Annotated in this window: 25 protein-coding genes and 2 riboswitches; of the genes, 11 read left to right on the forward strand and 14 right to left on the reverse strand. The window is 48.8% G+C overall.

All coding sequences use genetic code 11. The features are described 5' to 3' along the window. Window positions 1-2,460, forward strand: a 2,460-nt coding sequence (locus tag LQV63_RS13120) for a MucBP domain-containing protein (protein ID WP_233697048.1), incomplete at its 5' end; no start/stop codon positions are given. A gap of 81 nt (window positions 2,461-2,541) precedes the next feature. Here the strand turns inward: LQV63_RS13120 and LQV63_RS13125 are convergent. Next, complete coding sequence (locus tag LQV63_RS13125) at window positions 2,542-3,192, reverse strand: anthrax toxin lethal factor-related metalloendopeptidase (protein WP_233697049.1); 651 nt, start codon at window positions 3,190-3,192, stop codon at window positions 2,542-2,544. Between the two features lie 99 nt (window positions 3,193-3,291). Continuing rightward, a riboswitch (cyclic di-GMP riboswitch) is annotated at window positions 3,292-3,377 on the reverse strand. A gap of 100 nt (window positions 3,378-3,477) precedes the next feature. Continuing rightward, window positions 3,478-3,566: riboswitch (cyclic di-GMP riboswitch) on the reverse strand. A 106-nt stretch (window positions 3,567-3,672) separates the two neighbouring features. Next, entirely contained in the window at window positions 3,673-4,467 is a 795-nt protein-coding gene (locus tag LQV63_RS13130; protein ID WP_233697050.1) for a stalk domain-containing protein, read from the reverse strand. A 395-nt stretch (window positions 4,468-4,862) separates the two neighbouring features. On the opposite strand from LQV63_RS13130, the gene LQV63_RS13135 reads away from it, so the two are divergent. From LQV63_RS13135 to LQV63_RS13160, 6 genes are all read left to right on the forward strand, one after another. Further along, window positions 4,863-5,480: a TetR family transcriptional regulator gene (locus LQV63_RS13135; RefSeq protein ID WP_233697051.1), complete on the forward strand. Its 618-nt coding sequence runs from the start codon at window positions 4,863-4,865 to the stop codon at window positions 5,478-5,480. A 32-nt stretch (window positions 5,481-5,512) separates the two neighbouring features. Then, the gene (locus LQV63_RS13140) at window positions 5,513-6,610 is read left to right on the forward strand and encodes an alpha/beta fold hydrolase (protein ID WP_233697052.1); all 1,098 of its coding nucleotides are present in this window, start codon (window positions 5,513-5,515) and stop codon (window positions 6,608-6,610) included. Window positions 6,611-6,703: 93 nt separating this feature from the next. After that, window positions 6,704-7,648 (forward strand): prenyltransferase, encoded by a 945-nt coding sequence (locus LQV63_RS13145; RefSeq protein WP_233697053.1) that lies wholly within the window; start codon window positions 6,704-6,706, stop codon window positions 7,646-7,648. Window positions 7,649-7,710: 62 nt separating this feature from the next. Continuing rightward, complete coding sequence (locus tag LQV63_RS13150; RefSeq protein ID WP_233697054.1) at window positions 7,711-8,850, forward strand: amidohydrolase family protein; 1,140 nt, start codon at window positions 7,711-7,713, stop codon at window positions 8,848-8,850. Then, on the forward strand, window positions 8,847-9,077 hold the full coding sequence (locus tag LQV63_RS13155; protein ID WP_233697055.1) for a LacI family DNA-binding transcriptional regulator: 231 nt from the start codon (window positions 8,847-8,849) through the stop codon (window positions 9,075-9,077). Before LQV63_RS13150 ends, LQV63_RS13155 begins: the two co-directional genes overlap by 4 nt. A gap of 13 nt (window positions 9,078-9,090) precedes the next feature. Continuing rightward, window positions 9,091-9,486, forward strand: coding sequence for a substrate-binding domain-containing protein (locus tag LQV63_RS13160; protein WP_233697056.1), 396 nt, complete (start codon window positions 9,091-9,093; stop codon window positions 9,484-9,486). 60 nt (window positions 9,487-9,546) lie between these two features. Here the strand turns inward: LQV63_RS13160 and LQV63_RS13165 are convergent, their stop codons facing one another. The 8 genes from LQV63_RS13165 to LQV63_RS13200 all read right to left on the reverse strand — a co-directional run bounded on the left by LQV63_RS13165 (window position 9,547) and on the right by LQV63_RS13200 (window position 17,377). After that, window positions 9,547-10,101 carry a helix-turn-helix domain-containing protein gene (locus LQV63_RS13165; protein ID WP_019421295.1) on the reverse strand — a complete coding sequence of 185 codons (555 nt, stop codon included), beginning with the start codon at window positions 10,099-10,101 and terminating at the stop codon, window positions 9,547-9,549. Between the two features lie 145 nt (window positions 10,102-10,246). After that, the gene (locus tag LQV63_RS13170; RefSeq protein ID WP_233697057.1) at window positions 10,247-10,591 is read right to left on the reverse strand and encodes an MmcQ/YjbR family DNA-binding protein; all 345 of its coding nucleotides are present in this window, start codon (window positions 10,589-10,591) and stop codon (window positions 10,247-10,249) included. A 162-nt stretch (window positions 10,592-10,753) separates the two neighbouring features. Further along, entirely contained in the window at window positions 10,754-11,671 is a 918-nt protein-coding gene (gene rbsK / locus LQV63_RS13175; protein WP_233697058.1) for a ribokinase, read from the reverse strand. Window positions 11,672-11,733: 62 nt separating this feature from the next. Beyond that, a complete protein-coding gene (gene dcuC / locus LQV63_RS13180; RefSeq protein ID WP_019421292.1) occupies window positions 11,734-13,095 on the reverse strand; it encodes a C4-dicarboxylate transporter DcuC in 1,362 nt (453 codons plus the stop codon). Between the two features lie 29 nt (window positions 13,096-13,124). After that, on the reverse strand, window positions 13,125-14,054 hold the full coding sequence (gene rihC, locus LQV63_RS13185) for a ribonucleoside hydrolase RihC (protein WP_233697059.1): 930 nt from the start codon (window positions 14,052-14,054) through the stop codon (window positions 13,125-13,127). A 345-nt stretch (window positions 14,055-14,399) separates the two neighbouring features. Then, a complete protein-coding gene (locus LQV63_RS13190) occupies window positions 14,400-15,395 on the reverse strand; it encodes a LacI family DNA-binding transcriptional regulator (RefSeq protein ID WP_019421290.1) in 996 nt (331 codons plus the stop codon). Between the two features lie 169 nt (window positions 15,396-15,564). Further along, a complete protein-coding gene (locus LQV63_RS13195) occupies window positions 15,565-16,596 on the reverse strand; it encodes an alpha/beta fold hydrolase (RefSeq protein ID WP_233697060.1) in 1,032 nt (343 codons plus the stop codon). Window positions 16,597-16,810: 214 nt separating this feature from the next. Further along, entirely contained in the window at window positions 16,811-17,377 is a 567-nt protein-coding gene (locus LQV63_RS13200; protein ID WP_233697061.1) for a GNAT family N-acetyltransferase, read from the reverse strand. 102 nt (window positions 17,378-17,479) lie between these two features. Between LQV63_RS13200 and pdxR the strand changes: the two genes are divergently transcribed. From pdxR to LQV63_RS13215, 3 genes are read left to right on the forward strand one after another with little or no spacing between them, the layout of a single operon-like run. Beyond that, window positions 17,480-18,925, forward strand: a complete 1,446-nt coding sequence (gene pdxR, locus LQV63_RS13205) for a MocR-like pyridoxine biosynthesis transcription factor PdxR (protein WP_233697062.1) — start codon at window positions 17,480-17,482, stop codon at window positions 18,923-18,925. Window positions 18,926-18,982: 57 nt separating this feature from the next. Continuing rightward, window positions 18,983-19,579 (forward strand): sigma-70 family RNA polymerase sigma factor, encoded by a 597-nt coding sequence (locus LQV63_RS13210; protein ID WP_233697063.1) that lies wholly within the window; start codon window positions 18,983-18,985, stop codon window positions 19,577-19,579. Then, the gene (locus LQV63_RS13215; RefSeq protein ID WP_233697064.1) at window positions 19,551-20,537 is read left to right on the forward strand and encodes a hypothetical protein; all 987 of its coding nucleotides are present in this window, start codon (window positions 19,551-19,553) and stop codon (window positions 20,535-20,537) included. Before LQV63_RS13210 ends, LQV63_RS13215 begins: the two co-directional genes overlap by 29 nt. Before the next feature lie 123 nt (window positions 20,538-20,660). On the opposite strand, the gene dnaN is transcribed toward LQV63_RS13215, so the two are convergent. Then, window positions 20,661-21,788: a DNA polymerase III subunit beta gene (gene dnaN / locus LQV63_RS13220; protein WP_233697065.1), complete on the reverse strand. Its 1,128-nt coding sequence runs from the start codon at window positions 21,786-21,788 to the stop codon at window positions 20,661-20,663. A 13-nt stretch (window positions 21,789-21,801) separates the two neighbouring features. Next, window positions 21,802-22,050: a ribbon-helix-helix protein, CopG family gene (locus LQV63_RS13225; protein WP_019421283.1), complete on the reverse strand. Its 249-nt coding sequence runs from the start codon at window positions 22,048-22,050 to the stop codon at window positions 21,802-21,804. 177 nt (window positions 22,051-22,227) lie between these two features. Here LQV63_RS13225 and LQV63_RS13230 point away from each other — a divergent pair, with 177 nt between their 5' ends. Further along, window positions 22,228-22,953: a GNAT family N-acetyltransferase gene (locus tag LQV63_RS13230; RefSeq protein ID WP_233697066.1), complete on the forward strand. Its 726-nt coding sequence runs from the start codon at window positions 22,228-22,230 to the stop codon at window positions 22,951-22,953. A 152-nt stretch (window positions 22,954-23,105) separates the two neighbouring features. On the opposite strand, the gene LQV63_RS13235 is transcribed toward LQV63_RS13230, so the two are convergent. After that, window positions 23,106-23,255: a DUF4023 family protein gene (locus LQV63_RS13235; RefSeq protein WP_311295110.1), complete on the reverse strand. Its 150-nt coding sequence runs from the start codon at window positions 23,253-23,255 to the stop codon at window positions 23,106-23,108. A 440-nt stretch (window positions 23,256-23,695) separates the two neighbouring features. Further along, the gene (locus tag LQV63_RS13240) at window positions 23,696-24,253 is read right to left on the reverse strand and encodes a hypothetical protein (protein ID WP_019421279.1); all 558 of its coding nucleotides are present in this window, start codon (window positions 24,251-24,253) and stop codon (window positions 23,696-23,698) included. Window positions 24,254-24,577 lie beyond the last annotated feature (324 nt).

The raw sequence follows: 24,577 nt of genomic DNA on the forward strand, positions 1-24,577 counted from the left end.
GTGACGGTGAAATATGTAGATAGGGAAACAGGCAAGGAACTGGCTAAGGCAACGAGCGAAGCGGGATACACAGGCAAAACAATCACGCTGAACGCGAAGGAAATCGCAGGATACGAGCCAGAAGCTAAATCTTACGAGTATACCTTCAAAGCAGACGGGAACGAGTACACCTTCTACTACACTGCAGGCGAGCAAAGCGTGACGGTGAAATATGTAGATAGGGAAACAGGCAAGGAACTGGCTAAGGCAACGAGTGAAGCGGGATACACAGGCAAAACAATCACGCTGAACGCGAAGGAAATCGCAGGATACGAGCCAGAAGCTAAATCTTACGAGTATACCTTCAAAGCAGACGGGAACGAGTACACCTTCTACTACACTGCAGGCGAGCAAAGCGTGACGGTGAAATATGTAGATAGGGAAACAGGCAAGGAATTGGCTAAGGCAACGAGCGAAGCGGGATACACAGGCAAAACAATCACGCTGAACGCGAAGGAAATCGCAGGATACGAGCCAGAAGCTAAATCTTACGAGTATACCTTCAAAGCAGACGGGAACGAGTACACCTTCTACTACGCGCCTAAAGGGCAGGTTCTGACCGTGCAGTATTTTGAAAAAGATACGGATAAAGAACTGGCTGAGCCAACTATGCAAGAAGGCTATACAGGCAAGCAAATCACGCTGAAGGCTGTATTGATAGCCGGGTATACCCCGGAAAAGTCAGAGGTTGAATACACCTTCAAAGCGGAAGACAATGTATACACGTTCTACTACAAAAAGGATGCTCCAACGGATGAACAACGTACTGTGACAGTGAATTATGTGGAGCGTGTGACAAATGCGGTGTTGCAAGAGTCTACGTCACATATCGGAAAAGTTGGAGAAAGCATCAAGTTAACAGCAACAGATATTACGGTATCTGATGCCGTATACGCTCCTGAAAGCTATAGCGTCGATTACACTATCACAAATGCAGACGTACAGGAGTACACTTTCTTCTACAACAAAGTAAATCAAGGTGAAGATTATACGGTCACTGTTCATTATGTGGAGCAGGATACAAATGCAGTCTTGCAAGAACCAACCCTCCATACAGGCAAGGTTGGAGATATTCTCTGGCTGACTGCCTATCAGATTACAGTGTCTGATGCGGTGTATACGCCATTGAACTTTAATCATGAATATGTAATTATCGCTAATCCGGATCAAGAGTACACCTTCTTCTATACGAAGGGTGGCGCTGATGATGTGCAACTGCTCACCATCATGCACTTGGATAAGGAAACAAACCAGCCTGTAAAGGACTCGACAAGCGTTAAGGGCAGAACCGGAGAACACATCAATGTAAGACCGACACCGATTACCGTTACTGGGGCGGTATATACGCCTGAACAGTCCATTTACCCTTATACCTTTACGAGTGAACCGAATCAGTTACTGGAGATTCACTACACCAAGGATGCATCTAATGTAGACCAACATGTCACCGTGAAGTACTTGGAGCAAGGCACAGGCAAGCAACTGGCCGAACCGACGACGAAGAGCGGCAAAGCTGGCGAGAAGGTAGCTCTTTCGGCTGTATCGGTATCCGGGTACACACCTGTCAAGGCAAGTGACACGTATACCTTTACGACTGGCGAAGGGCAGGAGTATGTTTTCTACTACACGAAAAATACGACCAATCCTGATCCGGGGAATCCTGGAACGGGAAGCCCGGGCGGCTCGACGACAACAGTAACGACCAACCCGACTAACCCGGTCAACCCGTTGCCTCCGGTACCGCCATTGCCGCCAGTTCCACCGAAGCTGGAAATGGATAATCACTACAATTACATTAACGGCTATCCGGACGGAACGATTAAGCCGGAGAACCTTATCAGCCGCGAGGAAGTTGCTGTTATCTTCTACCGACTGATGGAGAATGAGGCCCGCAGCAACTACATGAAAGGCAGCAATTCCTACGGAGATGTCGACAGCAAGCGCTGGTCGAACAAACATATCTCCACGATGGAAAATGCGAGCATTATCACGGGTTATCCAGACGGAACCTTTAAGCCGGAACGTTCGATTACGAGAGCGGAATTTGCCGCGATCGCATCACGCTTCGACAAGCTGGATGAGCAGAAGAACGATATGTTTACCGACATTAGCGGACATTGGGCAGAAAAATATATCGTATCAGCTGCTAACAAAGGCTGGATTAAAGGCTATCCAGACGGAACGTTCAAGCCGAACCAGTACATTTCCCGTGCGGAAGCCATGTCCTTCATCAACAGCGTTTTGAACCGGAAGGTGAAGGCAGACGGCATTCACAAGGACGCGAAGCAGTGGCCGGACAATACGCCGACCAAGTGGTACTACACGGATGTGCTGGAAGCTACGAATCATCATGAGTATCAGAGAAATGCGGATGAAACCGAAGTCTGGGATCAAGTCAATCCGGATCGGGTGTACCCTTAAGACCTGTAGGATATCACCGCTAAGCAATAAGAAAGCTCCTTTCTGGCGTGACCAGAGAGGAGCTTTTCTCATTTATCGATATTAGCTGGTAAACAGCTTGTCCAAAAATTCATACGTGAGCGGCATGCTGTTTTTCAGATCATTGCGTGTGTTCTCGCTATATACATACAAGCTGGCGGTTTCCGCAAAGTATTCTGTCGGTTGAACCGAGACATAGCTGTCTCCGCTGTATTTCACGCTAGCTTCTGCATTAAATATGTTTTTGAACTCTTCTGTGCTGCTAACTTCGTTAAATACGAACCGATCTACCGCATGCATCGTTTCGTGAATTTCCAGATTGAGCGAGTTATGGCCTTTGCCTTTGTTGCTGTAACCAATTCTGGCGACGACGACTCTCTCGCTTACTCCTGGAACATCATCCCACGTTAATCCTGTGCCTTCCCACCCTCTTGGCGTCACGCCTTTTAAATAATTCAATTCAGGCTCATTCGTAATGATGTCGTTCGTTAATTTAATTTTTACGCCTTTGTTGAATAGCGCGCTCAAGATGTTGGCTGGAATCTTCTCTAGCCGTTGCTTCATAGCGGTTGCCTCATTGACGTTATAGTCGCCGCTTGGCAGAACGACTAATCTATCAATTGTGCTGTCTTCTGCATGAACCGTGTATGTAGGTAAAGCAAATATTAGAGTAATAAATGCTAGGAAGACTAGTAAACGCTTGTCCCACTTCATTACAATCTCTCCTAATCGAAGGCCGCGTCTGAAAATAGAAAACCCTTCTTATCGAGATAAGAAGGGCATAATCCATGCAACAAGACGTTACACTTCATTATTGGTAACTGGCTGGCTTTGCGAATATCGCTGAAGCCCCTGTAGCTTTGCGTCCCCACCTTTCAGTGGGTTTGCCCTTGTCAATACGGAGTTGACATATGCAGTTGTAAAATTGTAAATGAAAAAGCCCTTCTTACCGAAATAAGAAGGGCTTCATAACGTCGCAAAGAAACGTTAAGCTTCTATATCGGTAACTGGCTGGCTTAGCGAAAAACTTCGCCGTAGCCCCTGTAGCTTTGCGTCGCCATCTTTCGATGGGTTTGCCTTTATCAATAAAGATAAATATATGTAATTGGAAAATGAATCTAGTTATCTACCTATCTTTAGATTAAAGCTGATAGATTCGAAAGTCAAGAGAATAAAATGCGGCTGCAGTCGGCCTCAGTCGCTTGGAATAGTTATCGTTTCCCTCGCGATTGCACCGCCAAGGACACGCACGTTATACACAACATCCGTCATATCTTTCATGGAAACCGCAATTTCAATGTCATACCCTTGGGGGTCTAAGCTTTCTACCCTCATATTCCCTTTGTCGATCTCGATCGTGTTCAAATGGATTTGACCAACGGTTACGAGTTTGGCTCCCATGCCAGCGCTCCTCATATAGAGCGTGCCGTTTTGCTTGCTGACCCAGAACATTGTTCCGTCTGGATGGACGGCATGAAGATATTTCGATTGATTATTGATGTTGACCGTCTTCGTATACGTATCCCATGTAACCGGAGTTCCGAAGGCAGAGGCGAAAAATTGCAGAGGAACATAGGTCGAATTGCCTCTAATAACCGGATCAGCATCCATTCTGACCGATTTCCCGTCAACGAGAGCCTGTATACTGTATGGGTCCACCCTTACAACATGGTTGATTCCAATTACAGTAATTATCTGATGTGTGGCATCCCAGTCCGTTCTGAAATCCAGCAGTTGAGACAGATCGCGCAGCGGTACGAAAATTCTGCCCGATTTGAGGAAGGGCGGATTACTTAATTTCATTTCCACACCGTCCTGCAAGATTTTGATGTCGGGACCGGTATTATCCTTCTGCTCCTTCTGCACTTGTGCTTCCACGTGTTTGAAGGAAAAGGTAACGAATATGACTATGAACAGTGCTACGGCACCGACGAGCGACAGCAGCAGGATGATGATATCCCGCCGTCTACATTTGGCATCAGGTACCATTGGATAAATCCCCCTTATCTATTTCTATATATATAGACGCCCCAACTGTAGAAATAGTTCCAAATCAATTCCAGTGTGAGATATTGTCATGAATAAAAGCACATGCCGATTCGTATAGGACATATCATGAAGCGCCAATCATGACGGCAGTTAGCTTGAGTTGTCATCGGACTGCCGCTTCCTGAAGGTTGGGGAGAATGAAGCAAAGGGGTGGATGAAGCGGATCACCGTCAATCTGAGCGCGTCATTGCACGAACGGATCATTTCGTTAATGGTGCAGAGTCAATGCCTCACATTCTTGAAAAACGAGAACCTTCTCGTTATAATAAAAACATTAAAATAAACGAGACATTTCTCGTTTTGTTGTCTATTCAATAATGGGAGGTCGTTCTAACATGTCACCTAAAGTATCTGCGCATTACAAAGAACAACGTCGCCGTGAAATTCTGGAGGCAGCCGGAAGGGTATTCAGCCGGAAAGGATTCGAGCCGACAACGATGAAAGACATTGTGGAGGAATCTGGGAAAAGCTTTGGCGGTGTGTATATGTACTATTCGAATACGGAGGACATGTTGCAAGACCTGATATTAGGCAAAGATGAACAAGTGTTAGAGGCGTTCCCGGATGAGGCCATGACGGCTTGGGATCGAATAATATGGATGCTGGACACTCAGGAAAAGATGCTGGAACAGGCGGGTGATCCTCTTTTTGCGGTTGGTTATGAGTATTTCATTACCGCTTGGAGGAACGAGGAACGATCGGCGCAGCTGCAGGAGCGGTTCTCCGAGGCCATGGAATGGATCGCAGGTGTCATTCGCGAAGGTGTCCGCACGGGAGAGTTTGCACCGTTGCATCAGGTAGAGGATATTGTCGAAATGATGCTGTCTGCTCTGGAAGGGATAAGGTTCAACAGCGTTCATCTAGGGACAGAGAACATTCATGTGTCTAAGCAACTGCAAGTTCTGCGGGATATGTTGAAGTTCGTGCTTCAGGTTCAAGGAGACAACGATTGATGAGCATAGCGAGAAAAAGGATGGGATCGCGAATGTTATGGTTCATATTCATTATTGTTGCTGTCCTCCTGTCCGTCGTTCTTTTCGCCTTGGGTTACAGATTAGTGATGCAGCAGCAGATTGTACAGAATGGCGAGGCACTTACGAAAAACGGAGGCATTAGCGTCGTTGAAGAGCTGCAAATCGGCGGAATCAAACAATATATTCTCATGGAAGGTGAAGACAAAACGAAGCCGGTCTGCTTATTTTTGCATGGGGGACCAGGGTCTCCTTTCCCCTTTGGCGTGAGCTCCCGTTCTCTATACCCCGAAATCACCGGCAGTTGTGTCGCCGTATATTATGATCAGAGGGGAGCAGGGAAGAGTTATTCGAAGGACATCGATATCGCAACGATGAATATAGAGCAGTTTATTACTGATGCCAATGAGGTCGTCGATTATGTCAGGACCAAATTTCATCAAAATCGAATATATATTATCGGGAATTCATTCGGCACCATAATCGGAACAGAATTAGCCTATCGCTTTCCGGAAAAGTTCCATGCTTATATCGCTCTCGGACAAATCACCAATATAATAGAAGGTCAAAAGTTGGCCTACCAGTGGCTTTTGAACCAGGCAGAAGAAGATCAGGATCAGAAGGCGATGCAGCAGCTGCATAAGCTGGGCGCAGCTCCTTATTTCGGTAAACGCGAGGAACAATTTGGAGAATTGCTGAATCAATCTACCGGGTACAACTATAAGGATGAACATACCGATCAAGCGAGTATTTTCGGGTTGATAACGGGCGCATTTATATCTCCCGATTACACCATTACGGACATATATAAGACGTTGGTATCTGGAGCTAAGTTTAGCATTTTCGAGAGTACGGAACTGCAGGAGGAGATTATCAGCACCAATTTGTTTGCGACGATACCTGAGATCAAGGTGCCGGTTTATTTCATTCAAGGAAAACACGATATGGCGGCCAATTTTGAAATGGCTAAGAAATATTATGAACACGTAAAGACTCCCAAAGGCAAGCGATTTATCGTGCTGGAGAACTCGGCCCATTATCCGAACAGGCAAGACTTCGACCGTTTCTTACATCATGTCGCCCAAATTGTCGACACAACAGGGAACAATTGAACGGAATATGCTGTAATTTGCCGCTTTTTGCGATAAAATGGTGAAAGATTTCAAAAATGATGTTTCAATTTTCAAACAAAAGGGAGTATGGTTGTGACAGTCGGACAATATTTAAAGCTGGTTGAAATTAAGACCAAAGCGGCAAGCATGATACCGTTTTGCATAGGCACCCTCTATGCGGTGTTTCGGTTCCAAGAGTTTCGGTTGACTCATTTTCTGCTCATGTTGATTTCGTTGTTGTCCTTTGATATGGCCACGACGGCGATCAACAATTATATCGATTATAAAAAGGCGGTCAAGACCCATGGCTACGGATATGAAGTTCATAATGCCATCGTCCAGCACAAATTAAAAGAGAGCACGGTCGTCGGTGTCATTGTCACGTTGCTCCTTGCGGCGATGACGTCGGGGTTTGTGCTGTTTTTGCAGACCGACATCATAATTTTGCTGCTGGGCGGCCTGTCATTCATGGTTGGATTTTTATATTCCTTAGGCCCGATCGCGATTTCACGAATGCCGCTTGGTGAGCTGTTCTCGGGGTTGTTCATGGGCTTTGTCATTATATTTATCTCGACCTATATCCACATTGACAATCAACAGCTAGTTACACTATTTATTGAAAATGGATATCTCGACATACATATCAACATCATTGAAGTAATATTAATATTCTTCATCTCTATCCCGGCCATATTGGGCATTGCGAATATTATGTTGGCCAACAATATATGCGACATTGAAGAAGACATTGAGAACAAGCGATATACGCTTCCTGTCTATATTGGCAAACCGAACGCGTTAATCTTGTTCCGTTGTTTGTACTATGCATCCTATTTAGACCTCATCGCCTTGTTGCTGTTGCAAGTGAATCCGATCATTCCGCTGCTCGTATTGCTCACCTTTATTCCGGTTCGCAAGAACATCAAGCTGTTCACAGAGAAGCAGACGAAAGCAGAGACGTTCGGCTTGGCGGTGCAAAATTTCATGCTGACGAACATCGCCCGCATTGCTGCCATAGGGATAGCTGCAATGATGTAACCAAGGATCGTTAGTACAAAGAAAATGGGTACAGTACAGCGTCGAAGGGAAGTGGTGGAATAATGTCTCAAGGTAAAAAGCTTTTACTCGCCTGCATGTACGCGATTGTTATCATTGGAGCGGCACTAATCTTAAAGTATTGGGTTCTACCGCCGTCAGATCCAGCCCCATCCTCTTCCAGGGACGCTGCCGCGACCGCGAATGAGTCGAAGGTGGCAGATGCGTCTTCTAAGGATTCGCAAGACAGCTTCGACAACTTGGTCAAGCGGTATGGAGATATCCCGCTAATCGATGCGCATAATCATAGCGCAAGCAATCGTTCTTATGATTGGAAAATCGACCACATGTGGGATAAGTATAGGGTGGATCGAGTCGTTCTGTTCGGCAATGTGTCCGAACCGAGTGCCATTCAGACTGACCAGTATGCTTGGGAAGCGTATCAGCAATATCCGGAGCGGTTCGTTCCCTTCTTCTCAGGGATTGATCTCCACGACCCTGCAAGTCTGGATATGGTGAAGGAGAAGCTGGAGCAGGGTTACTTCGGCCTGGGCGAATTGGCAGCCGCTTCGACTTACTCTCCGGTTCTCGCTAATGTGGCGTGGAAGACAGAGCATCCGATGGATGGCATCTTCCCACAGCTGTATGAGCTGTGCGCGGCATATAATGCGCCTTTGCTTCTCCATATTGACCCGCCGAACGGGATGGTTATTGCCAAGCTGGAAGAAGCTTTGAAAGCATATCCGGACACGACGATCATTTTCGCGCATTCCAATGCGTATAACTCTCCGGAGAATATCCGCATGCTTTTGGAGAAATATCCAAACCTTTATGCGGATTTTTTCGCTGGATTTACTGCGTTTAACCCAGAAAGTGCAAACAAGCTAGTTGATTTCATTCCGGTAATAAAGGACTTTCCAGATCGATTTTTGTTGAGCACCGATTCAGGCTTTGGATTGGCAGCGGAAGAGCAAGCGATTGAAGCGATGTATCAGATGATGGATGCGCTTCAGGATCGTGAACTGGCGACGAAGATTGCATCGGGCAATATGGAAAGGCTCATTCGCTTTCAAAAGGCAACAGCGACCCAAATCACAGCCATTCAGAAATTAGATAGGGATAGGGGGCAGCAGCGGGATGTGTCGAAATTAACGAAAGAAGAAGCTGGCAATATTTTGATTGAAGAGGGAACACAGCATCAATGAAGATATCCCTTAAAGATATCGCAAAGGAATTGAATTTGGCGGTCAGCACGATATCACGCGCCTTGAACGGAAGCTACGGCGTCCATCCGAAGACGATCGAACGCGTACAGCAGAAGGCTCGGGAGATGGGATATGTCCCGATCTCGGAGCGAAGCAACTCGTGGGCAAGAGCAGCAACTGATCGGCATTTTCATGCCGGCCTTCTGGAAAGATCATCAGTTGGTTAAGGATGCGCTTCGCATGAAGGTGCCTTGTGTCAACTTCGGGATGCGATTGGAGCCAACTGCTCGCTCATCTCTTCCGATGACCGAGCGGGAGGACGCCTTGCCGGCCGGTTGTTGCTTCAGCAGGGACATCGCCAGATTGGCTAACGATCTGATGGCCATGGGTGCGATAATGGCGCTATCCCAGCAAGGGGTTCGCGTGCCTGAGGACATATCTGTCACAGGCTACGATGGCGCGTTCTTCACTGCTTACACGAACCCGCCGCTAACGACAATTCGGCATGCCAACGAGCGGATCGGCATTCGGGCTGTCGAGATGCTGATCGAGCTGCTGAATGGGGGAACGGGTCGAAGAGAGAGTGTTCCGCCGGTATTGGTGGAGAGACAATCCGTTGTTGAAGCACGGAAATAATAATAAAGCTGTCTTCTTATTTGAACTCTTAAGTTCTGAATTTGGCGGTCGCAACAGTCGTTATTGCCGGCCGCTGTTTCCTGTGTTATCGCCCTCAGGGATTATGATGAAGGACACGGTCCGCTTGCTGCGATGCGGTGCAGGTTCGTTCGGCATTACTTTCCCGTAGGCGGCAAGAATGTCTAGCTTGAAGGCTTCGAATTCTTCATCGCTCATGTATAGATCGGCTTCGCGGAACGTGAGGCCGTCTTTGGCCAAGTCAATCTGGTCTTGCTCCAGATAGCGGCCGTACTGGTCAATCAAGCCGGTGGCAAATTGAATGAACCAATTCATTTGCTCTTCTTTGGTGCTGCCATCAAACTCTTCGGTCGTAAAATTCGCCTTACTGTCCCCAAGCGCATATATTTTCTCTACGGCTCCACGCACTTGTCTCGAATCGACGACTTCAAGGATGTTGCCTGCAACGAGTTTATTTAAGTTACGGTATAACGTAGCCTGAGGAACATTCGGCAGCCGTTCGGCTATCTCGTGTACGGTCAGCTTGCGATTTCCCAACAGGGTTTGCACGATGCGCATGCGGACTGGGTGCAGAATTAATTGGGCTTTCTTATTCATGGGCTCCCCCTCATCTTACTATTATCATTTTCAAAAATAATAATAAAGCACTTCTTGGCGACAAGCAACAAGTTAGCGGTCTGAAGTCTGACGGTAGGTTCAATAGCTAGTTAAGGGCAACTCAAGCAAAGGGCTATGTTCCTTGTTAGCTGATCGCCTTTTTCTCCTCTTTCGTCAGTCCTTTATAGACCAACTCATAGGAGTGATCGATAAGCGTTTTGATTTCGGAATCACCCAGGCTGCCTTGGAGCTGTACGGTGTTCCAGTGGCGCTTGTTCATATGGTACCCTGGAGAAATCTCGGCAAATTGTTCCCGCAGAGCCTCGGCGCGGAAAGGCTCGCATTTCAAGTTGACGCTGGACGAACCGTCCGTCCTGCGGAATAACGCGAACATTTTGCCGCCCACGCGGACGACGGGAATGTCGCTGCCGAACGGGAAGGTAAGAAGAGAACCTTGTTTGCTAAGACAGTATTCAATCCATTTCTCCATGTAGAGTCATCCTTTATTCGTCATGTAGTGAAGCTGTTCTCAGCATATCGGATGTCCGCCGAGAGTGCAATATGGTATGAACATGGAACATACACGAAGGCGCAGCCTGAACAATCCTGCTGTTCGGCTGCGCCTGCTCTTTTTCCTTGATGTAACCTGTTATTACGATTCCAGCTCATGTGAGTGGGGAATGGAGGCGATAGCCCCTTTCCGCTGTACGACCAACGCTGAGAAGGAATTGGCGAAGGACACGACTTCCCGAAGATGCTGCGGATCGTGCCAGCGGGATAGATCAAGTCTGCTGGACAACGCGCCGATGAACGAATCGCCTGCCGCAGTCGTGTCGACGGCCGAGACGAGCTGCGCCGGTACGTGCTCGGCACCATCTGCATGGCAGATGAGCGCGCCTTGCTCGCCGAGCGTCACGATGACGTAACGGATGCCGTGGCCGAGCAATTGGCCGGCCGCTGTGCGAATGGCGTCATCGCCGTTCAGCTCGGCGCCTGTAATGACCTGCATCTCCGTTTCGTTCGGCACGAGAATGTCGGTTGCCTGCAGCAGCGCATCCGGAATCTCTTTCGCCGGCGCCGGATTCAGAATGGTCACCTTGCCTTGCTGCTTGGCATAGGCAAATGCCTTCGTCACCGCCGGGATCGGAATTTCGAACTGGGCGATGACGATGTCGGCTTGATCGATCGCCGCATACGCCTGCTCGATATCTTCATCCCGGATGCTCATATTGGCGCCCGCCGTTACGATGATGGCATTTTTCCCATCCTCTTGAATCAGAATGGTGGCTTCTCCCGTTGGGACGTCCGGATCGACTTGAATATGGGAGGTGTCTATGTTCTCTTCCCGCAGTACCTTAAGCAGCTGCTCGCCTCCCTTATCTTCACCGACCTTGCCGATGAAGGATACGCGGGCGCCCAGACGTGCGGCAGACACCGCCTGGTTGCACCCTTTTCCTCCAGCGCTTGATGATGTGCCGATGCCGTGAACGGTCTCTCCGACCATGGGTAATCTGGTTAACAAATGACTCGTATCTCTATTTAAACTCCCCAGTACGCATATATGGTTCATATGAAATCTCTCCTTCCTACCCAAGACACGTCCTTATGGCAGTGTCTCTGCCTCTTGCTGCCTTATGCGAAAAAGATGAACGATAAGATTAAGCAAGAGACGATCCCGACCAGAATCGGCACGGATGTGCGTTTGACGATTTGTATCGGGTTAACCTTAATAATCGAAGCAACGACGATAATGACCGCCGCCACCGGCGATATGGAACGAACCAAGTTCGAAGTCAATTGCATCGGCAGCGCGACCATGATGCTGCTGACACCGATTTTTTCCGTAATTTCCGGAATGATATTGATGAACGAGTAGAATACAGCCAAGCCGCTACCGCTAATGAATCCGATCAAGCCCGCAACGCCCGCGAAGATGAACATGAGGATGACGCCAGCGCTCTCTACGTGCTGCACGGATTCGATGAGCATATCGATGAGGCCAATCGTCTTCAAACCTTCAACCAGCATGCTTGCTGCCACGATAAGCGAGACGACCTGTGCCAGTCCGGCACCCATGCCGGTGAAGAAGATCGAGAGCTGCTTCGACGTTTCCTTGAAGGAGCCTTTGCGGATAATCTCGATTATAATGGCAAGCGCCATACAAATAAACGTAATTTCGATAAGACCGAGCTTGACGCTCGTAATAAACAAGCCGAATACCAATACGAGAATGAGCGGCAGAATCGGCAGCAATCCGTAATAAGCCGGCGGCAGATCCTTGTTCACATTCAATTTCTCGTCATTAATGTCCTGCTGGAGCGTACCTTGCTGGCGCTTATCCATATATTTTTGCCAGAAGTAGTGCGCCACCGCCATAATCAGGAGCACCGGAATCGAAATTTTGGCATGGTACGAGAAGACATATTCGACCAAGTTCAAGCCAAGCTTCTCCGCTGCTACGACGTTGTCCGCCCCGAGCGGAGTCGGCATAATCGTAGCCGTCGTCGCAATGACAGCGCCGGCCGTCAGCGAGGACATGCCCGTATTTTTCAATACGGGATATAGCGTCGCCATCAGCAAGATCGCCAAGCTGGAAGCGCTCGGCACGACCAGCGACAGCAAGTTGCCAAGCAGGAAGATGATAGGCACGAGAATGTACTGCGACTTAATCTTCCCGAGAGGCTTCGTCATCATATGCACGGCGACATCATTGGCACCGATATGTGTCATATAACTGGAGAAGCCGAACAGAACCATGATGGTTAAACCGACACTGCCCAACTGCTTGACGAAGATGAGCCCGATCTGTTTGAACGGATCTAACAGGGCGAGACCGGTGGAATCTTCCGGCTTCAGCACAGGGTGACCAAGCAGCGCGGCAGCAATCATAAGCCCGATACCGGCAGCGAGGAGCACGAATTTGGCGTCATAGTTTTTGGCGATTAAATAACCTGTTGCGACAAGGAGAACTAAGCTAATAATAATCTCCAACACGTGGAACACGCTCCTTTTCTAAGTTGAGGTTAAATCGCGTTGTGAAGCACTTCCAGTGCCCATTCACGGAAAGCCGGAACGTCAATGTCCAAGCATACCGTCACGTTGCTTGGCTTGGCCAAGCGGCCGCTAATATCAACTACTGTCGTGCCAGCCGTATAGAGGCCCACCGTCTCGATATCGACGAAGCAGTCTTGCGATTCGAACAGCGCGGGATTGACCAAGTAGGCAATGGCGCACAGATCATGCATTTTCAGTCCGCGTGCCTTGAGGCTGCCGCCCCGGTAATGCTGGAACAAAGAGTACAGCATGCTGCCCGTCTTGTTCATGTCTCTTATCGTTTCCACATTTTCCGTCGTTAATGTGGCTTGGCTCGTTACATCGAGGCCGACCATCACCATCGGCAGTCCTGCATTGAAGACGATCTTGGCTGCCTCCGGATCGGCGAAAATGTTATATTCCGCATTCGGCGTATGGTTGCCGCGCGATGCGGATCCGCCCATCAGCACGATGCGCTCGATGTTCGATGCGCAATTTGGGTACAAGGTAAGCAGCAGAGCCACGTTCGTGAGCGGTCCAATCGGCACGATCGTAATCGGCTCGGGGCTGTTCAAGATGACGTCGCGCATGGCCTCCACGGCATGCTGAGCCAACGGAGCCTGAACAGGTACGTCGAACTCGTAGCCATCCATGCCGGATTCTCCGTGAATGTGGCTCGAATCCTCTGCTGGCCGTACGAGCGGCTTGGAGGCGCCTTGAGCTACGGGAACATCTTTGCCGAAAAATTGAAGCAGCTTCAATGCATTGTTCGTTGTCTTGTCTAAGCCCACGTTGCCTGCTACCGTCGTCATCAGCTTGACGTCGATGCGATCGTGGAAGAGAGCGGCGGCGATGGCGACAGCGTCGTCAATGCCAGGGTCGGTATCCAAGATGATAGGGGTCTTTTTCAAGTTTTCCATGTAAATGCACTCCTTTTAGTGTAGTGAATGGATTGTTGGGCACAGCTCTATGAATAACGAATATTAGCGAGTGTTTTATATGTGTAACCGGTTACACATCGAACAAAGAAATTCTTCATCCCAGACGTTTGTATATGAATCAGAACGGTTGCTTGTATATGAACCTGTGCGACCGAGCGAGTGCTGATTCACTCTGCAGAAACGGTGCGGTACATCCCGTAAATATAAGGGCTGCCGAGCCGTTTCTGCTTGGAACGGGTATGAAGAGGATTTGACAACATGATGCATGTGACCGGAGGGAAAGGTGCCGATGGCATGTAGTATTTCCCAACGGTTGTATTTCTATTACGGCTGATTTGCACTTCCGCGGGTCGTTCCCCGCTGGACGAGCTCCACATCGAGCTTATAGTGCATGACGTCCAATGGCTTCTTTTCAATGAGCTTGATGAGCATGCGTGCGGCAAGCAAGCCCATCTCATAGATTGGCTGTGCGACGGTCGTCAACTCAGGATAGACCATCCCGCCAAGTGTAATGCCGTCATAACCGACGATTTGCATCGCATCGGGAACAGCGACACCGCGCTTCTGTACGGCGCGGAGGGCACCCATGGCCATAATGTCATTGCCAGCGAATATGCCGTCAATGTCTGGATGGCGATCCAGCAGCTCGTGGATAGCATCAGCTGCATGATGCAAGTTGAAGTCTCCATTGACAATCAAGTCCGGCTGGAACCAATCCGCTTGTCCCACCTCATCGAGGTAGCCTTGGCATCGCTCGTCGGCAATCGATAATTCGAGCGGTCCGCGAATGTGAGCGATAGTCCGGCAGCCTTGGTTCAGAAGGAACTGTACGGCCATGCGCGCGCCCTCGCGGTTGTCAGATGCTACCGTCGGGATAGTGCTGGAGATCGTCCGGTCAAGCATGACGACGGGGACATCCAATTGCTGTATTTCTTCAGGCGACAAGGTGTTGGTGGCTAAAATAAACCCGTCGATATATTTCTGCTTCAAAGCATGAATGTATTGTTTCTCATTGGCTGGGGTGTCATCGGAATTGCACAGAATCGTCGCATATCCGTACAACTGGGTGACCTTCTCCACAGCGCGGGCCAGTTCGTTGAAAAACGGGTTCGTAATGTCAGGCACAATAAGCGCCAGCATCTTCGCCGATTTCTTCGTCAAGCTTCGCGCCACATCGTTCGGGATATAATTGAGCTCCCGAATGGCATTCAACACCTTCTTCTCAGTGTCTTCGTGGACATAACCATTCTGATTCAAGACCCGGGAGACGGTGGCCACCGATACGCCCGCCAGTCTGGACACGTCCTTGATTGTGGCCATACGGTTTCAATTCCTTCCATGTGTAACCGGTTACACATCGTGTTTATAGATATAATAATGCCCATGTATACGACTTGTCAATCAACTAACATTTGTCAATCGTGTGAAATGGCTGCGGCAGCCAAGAGAAGCGAGGCTTATCAAATGCAAAATGACACAACAACGGGTTTCAATTCCGGTGTTGTGCCAATAATCCCTGCACGATCTCAACTACCAGATCGGGCTCGTCATGCATAATCATATGACCGCTGTTCTGAGCTATAATTAGTTCGCTGTCGGTGGATATGTCCAGCAAGCCCTTTTGCTGATCCTGCCATATATCTTCCAGTTGGCGGCTGCTCTCTGCGGACATGCCGAATGCGGTGGCGTCGTTCGGAATGGCGTGAGTGACGATTCTGACGGGAAGGGATCCGAGCTGTTGATCGCGGATAGCCTCTTCCACCTCGGTCATGTGCCTGTCTTCTTCTTCCGCCGTCTCCAAGTAAGCTGACGCTGCATCCACATTGACATAGAGCGGCCTCTCCTCAGTCGGCAATTGAGCTAATAGGGAATTCTGGAACAGTCGCATAGCCCCCGACGCTTTTAATAACTTCACCAAGGCCGTAGGTGGAATTCCCGCCTTATCCGGATCCAGTCCTTCCCGCTCAAAGATAGCATCCGTTGCCTGCGAGAATTGTTCCGGTCGCGCATCCAGCAGCACCAATCCGGCGACTTCATCCCTATACTGCTGCGCGAACAGTCGGGAATACATGCCACCCTGGGAATGGCCGACAAGAATATACGGCCCGCGAATGCCTTCCTGCTGCAACGCGGTATGCAGCTCTTGCACGATACGGTTACCGGTCCGTTCCGTATCCGCCTGCTCACTCCAGCTATAGCCGGCCCGGTCGTATGTGACGACCGTCGCGTCCTTCGCCAACTGCTCAGGGATATCTCTCCAGATGTGGCTGGACTCCCGGCTGCCAGCCTCGAAGACAATCGTCGGCGAGCCAATCCCGATCTTCTTCACATGCAGGCGAAATCCACCGACATCGACCAGCTTGCCCGGCGGGGGATAGTTCTGCTTGGCCTGCAAGGATGCGACCCATTCATACACAAAGCCGAGACCGATGATGCACACGAGAACAGCCAGGGCTGTCACCAGCATTTTAGCCCAGTTCTTCCGACTGGTTCGCTTTGCCTTGCCGGTCGTTGTGTTCATACGATGCCCCTTTCTGTTCGTCAAGCGGCTTGGATGAGCCGTTGTAATTGAATGCTTATTTTTACCATTATTAATTTCAATAATGATATTATAATACATTATGATAATAGTCAACGATTAGTCATAACGGATGGGCGCGATTACATCATCAGATAAGAAAAGCCATGGAGCATCGCGCTCCCTGGCTTGCCGATATGACGCTAGTGTCGCGCCGTCACTTGGTGCTCCGGTATTCATCCTCCAGGATGCTCATGATGATGGAATCATGGTACTTGTGGTCGTAGTAGAGCGCATCGCGCTGCACGCCCTCGCGTTTGAACCCTGCCTTTTCATACACATGGATGGCACGTTTGTTGAAGGCAAATACGTTCAGCTCGATCCGATGCAGCTGCAATGTACCGAATGCGTATTCGAGCAGCAGGCCAATCGCTTCGCTGCCGTATCCTTTCCCCTGATGGGCCGAGCCGCCAATGGCGATGCGTATATTAGCGCTGCGGTTAATGCCGTCGATATCCTGCAGCTCGATGTCCCCGATGACCTCATTCGTCTCACAGAGCGCAATTAGCAACAGCATGCCGGATGAGTCCTGTGTTTTGCCCTCGATGTAACGGACAACTTGTTCCTTCGAAAAATGCTTCTGCGTACCGGTCAGTCTTCTGACTTCCGGATCGAACAGCTTGTAATAATAGGACTCCGCATCCTCCAAGCCGATAGGCCGTAAATAGACGCCTGCGCCTTCCAAAAATCGTACGGGTGTTCCTGCTTGTTCCATAGTGTTCATCTTGCAACCCTCCTGTTTGTTCTATTCCAACTATAGTCAAATCTTGTATACTCGAAAATAGACAGATTTGTAAAAAACAAAAGGACAGAGGAGGGGACTTACATGCTGCTCATCCCCAAGCTTGATGAGAACAGCCATATTCCCCAATATGTGCAACTGCTCGAATATATTAAGGATGAAATTGTATCTGGCCGGCTGGCCGAACATACCCGGCTTCCTTCGATTCGCGCCTTGGCTGATTTCCTTGCGCTGAGCACGACGCCGGTTGAGCTGGCGTACAGTCAGCTTGTTGCGGAAGGGTTCATTGCCAGTGTGCCGAGGAAGGGCTACTACGTGCAGCATCTGCCAGAGCCGTATTTGCGGCTGGGAAGCGGGGCAGGGGACCGCCCGATTCAGCCACATGAAGCCTCGAATAGAGCGGCTCCAGCCCGCGATACGAAGGTATATAAATATGACTTTCACATGTCGAACATAGACGGTTCCCACTTCCCGTTTCGGGTGTGGCGCAGCTTGTTCCATGATGCTCTTCGCTCGGGTATGGAGGAATTACTCTGGTACGGGGATCCACAGGGGGAGCCCGGCCTACGGCAGGAAATTGCAACGTATCTGCACCAGTTCAGAGGGGTGCGCTGCAGTCCAGAGCAAGTCGTGATCGGTTCCGATCCGCACTTCCTGCTATCTTTTCTCAGCCGGATATTGATAGAGCATACGGACCATATAGCTGTAGAAAACCCCGGATATCTGCTATGTCCGTCCACCTTCCGCCAGCACGGCTATCGAGTGACGCCCGTGTCATTGGAGGAAGACGGAATCAACCTCGGTGAATTATACGATAGCTCCGCCCGCATCGTCTGCGTGTCTCCGTCACATCAATTTCCGCGGGGGATGATTATGCCGATCGCGAAGCGATTGCAGCTGTTGGAGTGGGCCCGGAAGACGAACGGATTCATCATCGAGGATGACTATGACGGTGAACTGCGCTATTACGGCCGCCCGATTCCCTCTTTGCAAGGATTGAATCCAGACGCGGACGTCATTTATTTGGGCGGATTTGCCCAAGTGCTGTCCCCGGCGATCGGCGTTCACTATATGGTGCTGCCGAAGTCGCTGCTCGGCGATTATCAGCGGATGGAGCATCGGACGCTCTTCGAGCAGTCGGCATCGCGGTGGAACCAACATGCGCTGCAGTTATTTATGGAACGGGGCCACCTAGAGAAGCATGTGCGTAAAATGCGCAACCTGTATCGGCAAAAGCATGATCGGCTCATCGCCTCCATCCACAGCTATTTCGGGGAGCGGGCTTCCATTATTGGGGAAGATGCCGGGTTCCACATTCTGATGAGAGTCGATAGTTCCCGCACGGAGCAAGAGTTGATCCGGTTGGCGGGTGCTGCCAGCATTCGTCTTGCCTCTGCTTCGTTTACATGGCTGCATCCTCCTGTGAACGGCGCCTTGGAATTTTTCATCGGGTTCGGCGGTATTCCATTGGAGCGGATAGAGGAGGGAATTCGACGGTTAAGCGAGGTCTGGCTCGACACATTGCAGTGAACCTAAATGAGGGATGCGACCAATATATCGTGTAAGACCTGAATGGAGGCTGGCCACATGAAGGAATCCGATTTGAAGCCTTGGCTTATCCGGATGAGCCAAGGGGATGACGAAGCGTTCCAATACGTCTACCAGTCGACCCGCGATCATGCGTACCGACTCATTTACTTTCTTGCCCCGTATAAGCAAGACGCGGGTGACATCATGAGTGAAGTGTACTTGGAACTGTTTCGCAGCTTATCCAAATATGATATTGAACAGCCATTCCACGCTTGGTTCAACGGCTTGATCGTAAGGCAGGTGCGCAGCTGGAAACGAAGCGAGTGGAGAAGGTTCCGCCTGCTGGAGCGGGTAACGACGGGGCTTGATGCGCCGCAGCATAACGACATAGAGGAGCATTTGCTTGCTCTAAGCGATCAATTGGAAGTGACACCGGCCGTGGAGAAGCTGTCCCAGAAGCTGAAGGAAGTCATCGTTCTCCGGTATTATCAGGATTGCTCCTTAGAGGACATCGCGGTCATTCTTCACATTCCTGTGGGAACGGTGAAATCGAGACATCATCTCGCACTGAAAAGATTGCGCCATCTTTTCGAGGTGCGGAATGCAGGAAAGGAGTCGTCTACCTATGTCAATGGAAAAAAGACTGAAGCGTGAATATGAACTGGCAACCAATCTGGTCAGCTGCCCTTCTTCGCTTGATGAACGAATAGGAGCACTGTATCACATCCATATTCAGGCAGAGGGGAGACAGGGTTACACAGTTCGCAAGTTCAACACGCGCAAAATGGCAGCAGTCGCACTCGCCGTCGTTCTTCTGACCGGGTTCGCCTATTCGGCACAGAAGCTGCTGTTCAGCGCCGAGCAGGGAACGATGAACATAGAGATGCGGACTGATGCCAAATTTGTATTAACCCGGACGTCCGCCGAAGATATCCGCCACGCGTTGGCGGATGTGCAACAGCAGTTGGCAGTCGGGCAAGCCGCAGTCGTATACGTGGCGTCATTGGAGAAAGAGGAGCACCCTCTATACAAGCGACATCCACTGCTCGGTGTAACTAAGCAGGAGCAAGTGCAGGACGCAGAGGAGTGGAATGAGACTGTTAAGAAGCTGCATGCTCCGCTTTCCTTGCCTCGTGTGTTGCCTGACAGCTTCACCTTCTCTGAAGGGAAGGAAGGGAATCCTTACGAGTCCATGGTCGATGAGAAAGGGTACAGCCTTCTCGATGAGCTGCGCCAGGAGAGCAAGCAGAACGGGAATGGCGTAGCCTGGCGTGTCGTGCCGGGGCCGCAGCTGCCATTTCAAAGCTATACCACAACCTATAAAAATGCAGACAACGATCGAATCTACGTGACTGTTGAGGTTATGCCTGACATGAACGTCACGAGCAAAGGCCTTGCTTCGGAATCGGTGCAATACGAAGAACTGGACGTCCAAGGCGCGAAGGCGCACTATACGGTCAATGACCAGTTCCTGTTCAGCGAGTCCAATCGGTATCAGGAATTGTTCTGGATGAGCGGGCAGGCAGGACAGCAGTTCATCTTGCGAGTAGCGAGCGATTCGCCGCACGTCACGAAGGAGCAGTTGCTTCAAGTTGCGACAGGCTTGAAGTGACGATGTCTCGGTCTGATGGTAGACACTGACCTCTGACCGGGCTTCGCACGGCATGTTGGCCCCCCTGTGATGGGGGGCTGTTGTGCAACTGCAGATACCACACAACCTGTTGTGCGCTCGAAGCTACATATGTGACCGTAATGGGGTAATCATGTATGTAGATTCGGTGTCATCAACTGGCTGCACGACTATCGGTTTCCATTTTCCAGAACATGCAAGTCTCAATTTGGCGCTATCGACGGAACGAAGGATGTCCTTCATGTAATTTCCGTTGAAACAAATGGATAGGCGTTCCCCACTCATTTCCTCGGCATGCACTCCTTCTAATACATCCCCTATTTCTGCAGTATTGGAAATCAATTCGATGTCGTTATGCTCGTTGATGCTCAATTGGATCATATTGTCGTCACCGGCCAAGAGGGAGACCCGTTCCATCGCATGCAGCAATTCAACCGAGTCGACGATCAATTCCGTCGAATGGGTTTGCGGTATTGACCTATCCACGGATGGATATGATCCATCGATTAATGCGGATTGAAACAATAGGTTTTTTGTTCTAAATCCAATCTGACTTTTGCCAATCGTAATTTCAACCATTTCCTGTTCCTCGTTCAGCATTTTCGATAATTCATGTACATTTTTCCCTGGAATGATGATTGCGGGCGGTATGACCATGTCTTGTGCCAAGCTCACGTGGGTGAGCCGGGAGGCAAGTCGTACGCTGTCAGTTGCCAGAAATCGGAGGCTGCCATCGCGATCAATTTGACAGGATACGCCTGTTAATACAGGTCTTTTCTCCGAGGGAGAGACAGCAAACACGACGTGGCGAATCATGTTTCTCAACGCGGTGCTAGAAATGTGAGCTTGAATGCCGTCATTGATTTCTGGCATTTGAGGAAAATGCTCCGCATCCATGCCGCACAAACGGTAAACCGCATTCCCACTTTGAATTGTAATGATAAGGGGCTCCTTCATTTCTAGTGTCACAACGCCTGCAGGGAATTTGCGAATGATCTCACTAAAATATTTTGCAGGGATGACAATACTTCCTGTGCGCTGAACGTTTACATTTTCCGTGGCAGGAATCTCATATTGAACCATCATGCTCGAATTGCCGGAAACGAGCGTCAATCCATCCCGATTCGCTCGCAGTAGAATTCCAGACATTATGGGAATAGGACAGTTGGCTGACACTGCTTTAATTACGTGCTGCAGCGCTTCGGCTAGAATAGGCTGCGGTACTTCAATCAACAAATGAATTCACCTATCCCTCCGACTCTGCATTGAAATAAGATTCAATGATGTCTCGAATGATTTCCGAACGGGAGCAGCTCCGCGAACTGCAATGCTGTTCGATTTCTCCCCATAGCTCTTTGGTTAAAGTCAAAGATATTTTCTTAGTTTCCCCGAATCCTTTGCGGCCTGCGCCTTCGCGGGGACCTCCTCTGGTGAACATGATGCTGACTTGTCCTTCATCGCTGGGTACACCAAGCTTTATTTTATTGTTCGGCACCGGTTTCCACCTCTTTTGAATAAGGTTACCTTAATCAAATTGCTTTGTGCTTTTAGTTTAGCATAGTTAGTTGAGATATAGCAATATATGGTCTTTTGCAAAAGATAGGGGACTAGCCACGTCTCCGATCGGGACATGCGCGCAGCGGGTTTGACTCGTCGTTCCTCCGGCGGTACGATGATAACGCAAGCGCTGGACAAGGGCGCTTCGCATCCAAGAACGACACTTTTACAGATCCGGGGTGGAACTATTTGTAGCACGCCATTGATAACACTAGACCGTAAAGACATCCGCAGAGCAGCCGATGTACTTGCCGAAGGCTTTGTGGAAGATCCGTTGTACCAGCATATCTTGCCCGACCGCTCGACAAGACTCGATGTGCTCCGAATCTTTTTCCGCAATTATGTCACGATGCTGTATCCGTATTCCGACGTTTACTCGACTTCCGGCAACATGGAGGCGGTCGCGCTCGTATTCCGAACAGATCGGACTGGATTATCCATCGTATCGCGATTCAAGGACGTATCTGCAATGCTGCTTGCCATCATTAAGTCCATTCCGATATGCCGTTACATCGGCATCAGGCAATTTGCAAGAGGGCTAGCCATCTTGCACAGCATGAGCTCGGAATGGTTGTCCATGCTCGGCAATCGGGAGTACATTCACCTCGACATGCTCGTGGTGCAATCCAAATATCGGGGGCAAGGCTTCGTCTCTCGCATCATGAAGCCTCTAATAGAGGAATGCAACAAACGCAGCATCGCATGCACGCTGGAAACGCAAAATCCGGACAACATCCCGGTATATGAGCATTACGGCTTTAGCATCGTTGATGTCATTCCGCTTCCGAACAGCGATTTGGAGCAATATTGCATGGTTTATTCAAATACCGAGGATACATGAACATGTTTCGTATACAAAAAGCCCTGATCCTCGGGATCATGGCTTTTTTGCATGAAGAAAAAGGCAGGTGTTTAACCATAGGCTGCGATGATTCAGATCGCAGGGACGGTGCTTCCATTCGCAAAGCAGGCAGTATATCTATCTTCCCGCCGTTATTTGTTTGTGCTCTTCTTCTTGCCGGGCAAGCTGTGGCCGGGATTGCCTTTGCCGCTCTTTCTGTTCTTCTCGTTCTTCTGTTGCGCATCGTGCAGTTTTTCTACAAATTCATGCGTATTATCCATTGAATATTCCTCCTTGGACATCGTGTCGATGTTACTATAACCAATTTACCGGCCAATCATGATTTCAGTTAGACGTGTCTTTCGTGGATCGGGCGTTCTCACGAGCGAGGGGCTGATTGATTGGAATACAGATTGATGATAGAATCGATACAAGTAAAAATAAGATTAGGCAAATATTTACAACAACGTATTTAAATCGGGTGCAGATCCGGCCTTGTCTCTAATTGATAACAAGACTCCTCCTAATTGGAGAAGTCTTGTTATGTAGAAAGCATCGCTATTTTTTTCTGAAAAAAAACCAATAAATTGCTACTATGATGTAATAAATAACTAAAATCAAGGCTATATCAGTGAGTATCTCTGTGAAATCTAAGGAGGAAAATAAGAGCTTTATTGCAACAAAGGATAGGAAGAATATAATAGGGAAAATAATGAAACTAAATCTGCTCGGTAACTTGCTTTTATCCATAAGCTATCTCGCCGTCTGCTTTGTAACCCCAAATGGCACACTTGCCGCTATAGAAAATAAGAGTAGCTGTTAAACCCGCAACGTTCATAGTAATTGCATAGCGAACAAGTAATTTGGCAGCATCTTTCCATGCCTTTTTTACTAAATAAGCATACAACCCACCACTTAGTGCTGCCTCAACAACCGATATTCCCAAATAATCCTTCAAAGCATCCAACATACAGGATCCAAAGCTAAATGTAGACATTGAACCAGGGGCAGTACTGTTGATAAATTCAACTAATAAAGCAATACCCTCTACTTGATCTTTGCCGAATCGTTGCTCAATTTTCTCAGTGTCAAGAACAAATAGTCCATCTTTTAGCGTGGATGCTTCCTCAAAAATAAACGCTAATTCTTCTTCAAATTGAGAAGTAGCTTCGTTACTTTTGTCTCCAGCAAGAGCTTGAGCAGTGGCGAAAGGCGATAAAACAGTTACAACTAGCAGCAGCATTGCACTAAACAGCAAAATACCAGTTACGAACTTCATTTTGCGCACAGACAAACCCATAATGAACCCTCCAATTTCTAAATTTGTTTTATTTTTCTATATTTATGGTAAGTTATCAATTGGTTAAATGTCAATGGCTTTTTAAAATGTTATTTTTTATTTGTGTTCATCGATTTTAAGTTACTACAACCTCCTCCTCTAGGAACAATTCGCCTATACAGTATAATGGATTCAATATAGATGTATGAAATATGTTGGAAATAATTCCATAATAAATATGTAATGTAAACAGAGGCGTGAGTATATAGGTGGTAATTTATTAATCTCCATGGTCCAATTCGTAAGTGAGGGAAATGGAGATCGAAAAGGAATTCAGCAGGATAA

This window comes from Paenibacillus profundus (genome assembly GCF_021369635.1).
Taxonomy (GTDB): Bacteria; Bacillota; Bacilli; order Paenibacillales; family Paenibacillaceae; genus Paenibacillus_B; species Paenibacillus_B profundus.

What these genes read in the sequence shown, in the direction of transcription:
- LQV63_RS13125 (WP_233697049.1), bottom strand. Translation starts at nt 3,192, where the DNA reads ATGAAGTGGGACAAGCGTTTACTAGTCTTCCTAGCATTTATTACTCTA.
- LQV63_RS13130 (WP_233697050.1), bottom strand. Translation starts at nt 4,467, where the DNA reads ATGGTACCTGATGCCAAATGTAGACGGCGGGATATCATCATCCTGCTG.
- LQV63_RS13135 (WP_233697051.1), top strand. Translation starts at nt 4,863, where the DNA reads ATGTCACCTAAAGTATCTGCGCATTACAAAGAACAACGTCGCCGTGAA.
- LQV63_RS13140 (WP_233697052.1), top strand. Translation starts at nt 5,513, where the DNA reads ATGTTATGGTTCATATTCATTATTGTTGCTGTCCTCCTGTCCGTCGTT.
- LQV63_RS13150 (WP_233697054.1), top strand. Translation starts at nt 7,711, where the DNA reads ATGTCTCAAGGTAAAAAGCTTTTACTCGCCTGCATGTACGCGATTGTT.
- LQV63_RS13155 (WP_233697055.1), top strand. Translation starts at nt 8,847, where the DNA reads ATGAAGATATCCCTTAAAGATATCGCAAAGGAATTGAATTTGGCGGTC.
- LQV63_RS13160 (WP_233697056.1), top strand. Translation starts at nt 9,091, where the DNA reads ATGAAGGTGCCTTGTGTCAACTTCGGGATGCGATTGGAGCCAACTGCT.
- LQV63_RS13165 (WP_019421295.1), bottom strand. Translation starts at nt 10,101, where the DNA reads ATGAATAAGAAAGCCCAATTAATTCTGCACCCAGTCCGCATGCGCATC.
- LQV63_RS13170 (WP_233697057.1), bottom strand. Translation starts at nt 10,591, where the DNA reads ATGGAGAAATGGATTGAATACTGTCTTAGCAAACAAGGTTCTCTTCTT.
- rbsK (WP_233697058.1), bottom strand. Translation starts at nt 11,671, where the DNA reads ATGAACCATATATGCGTACTGGGGAGTTTAAATAGAGATACGAGTCAT.
- rihC (WP_233697059.1), bottom strand. Translation starts at nt 14,054, where the DNA reads ATGGAAAACTTGAAAAAGACCCCTATCATCTTGGATACCGACCCTGGC.
- LQV63_RS13190 (WP_019421290.1), bottom strand. Translation starts at nt 15,395, where the DNA reads ATGGCCACAATCAAGGACGTGTCCAGACTGGCGGGCGTATCGGTGGCC.
- LQV63_RS13195 (WP_233697060.1), bottom strand. Translation starts at nt 16,596, where the DNA reads ATGAACACAACGACCGGCAAGGCAAAGCGAACCAGTCGGAAGAACTGG.
- LQV63_RS13200 (WP_233697061.1), bottom strand. Translation starts at nt 17,377, where the DNA reads ATGAACACTATGGAACAAGCAGGAACACCCGTACGATTTTTGGAAGGC.
- pdxR (WP_233697062.1), top strand. Translation starts at nt 17,480, where the DNA reads ATGCTGCTCATCCCCAAGCTTGATGAGAACAGCCATATTCCCCAATAT.
- LQV63_RS13210 (WP_233697063.1), top strand. Translation starts at nt 18,983, where the DNA reads ATGAAGGAATCCGATTTGAAGCCTTGGCTTATCCGGATGAGCCAAGGG.
- LQV63_RS13215 (WP_233697064.1), top strand. Translation starts at nt 19,551, where the DNA reads ATGTCAATGGAAAAAAGACTGAAGCGTGAATATGAACTGGCAACCAAT.
- LQV63_RS13230 (WP_233697066.1), top strand. Translation starts at nt 22,228, where the DNA reads ATGATAACGCAAGCGCTGGACAAGGGCGCTTCGCATCCAAGAACGACA.
- LQV63_RS13235 (WP_311295110.1), bottom strand. Translation starts at nt 23,255, where the DNA reads ATGTCCAAGGAGGAATATTCAATGGATAATACGCATGAATTTGTAGAA.
- LQV63_RS13240 (WP_019421279.1), bottom strand. Translation starts at nt 24,253, where the DNA reads ATGGGTTTGTCTGTGCGCAAAATGAAGTTCGTAACTGGTATTTTGCTG.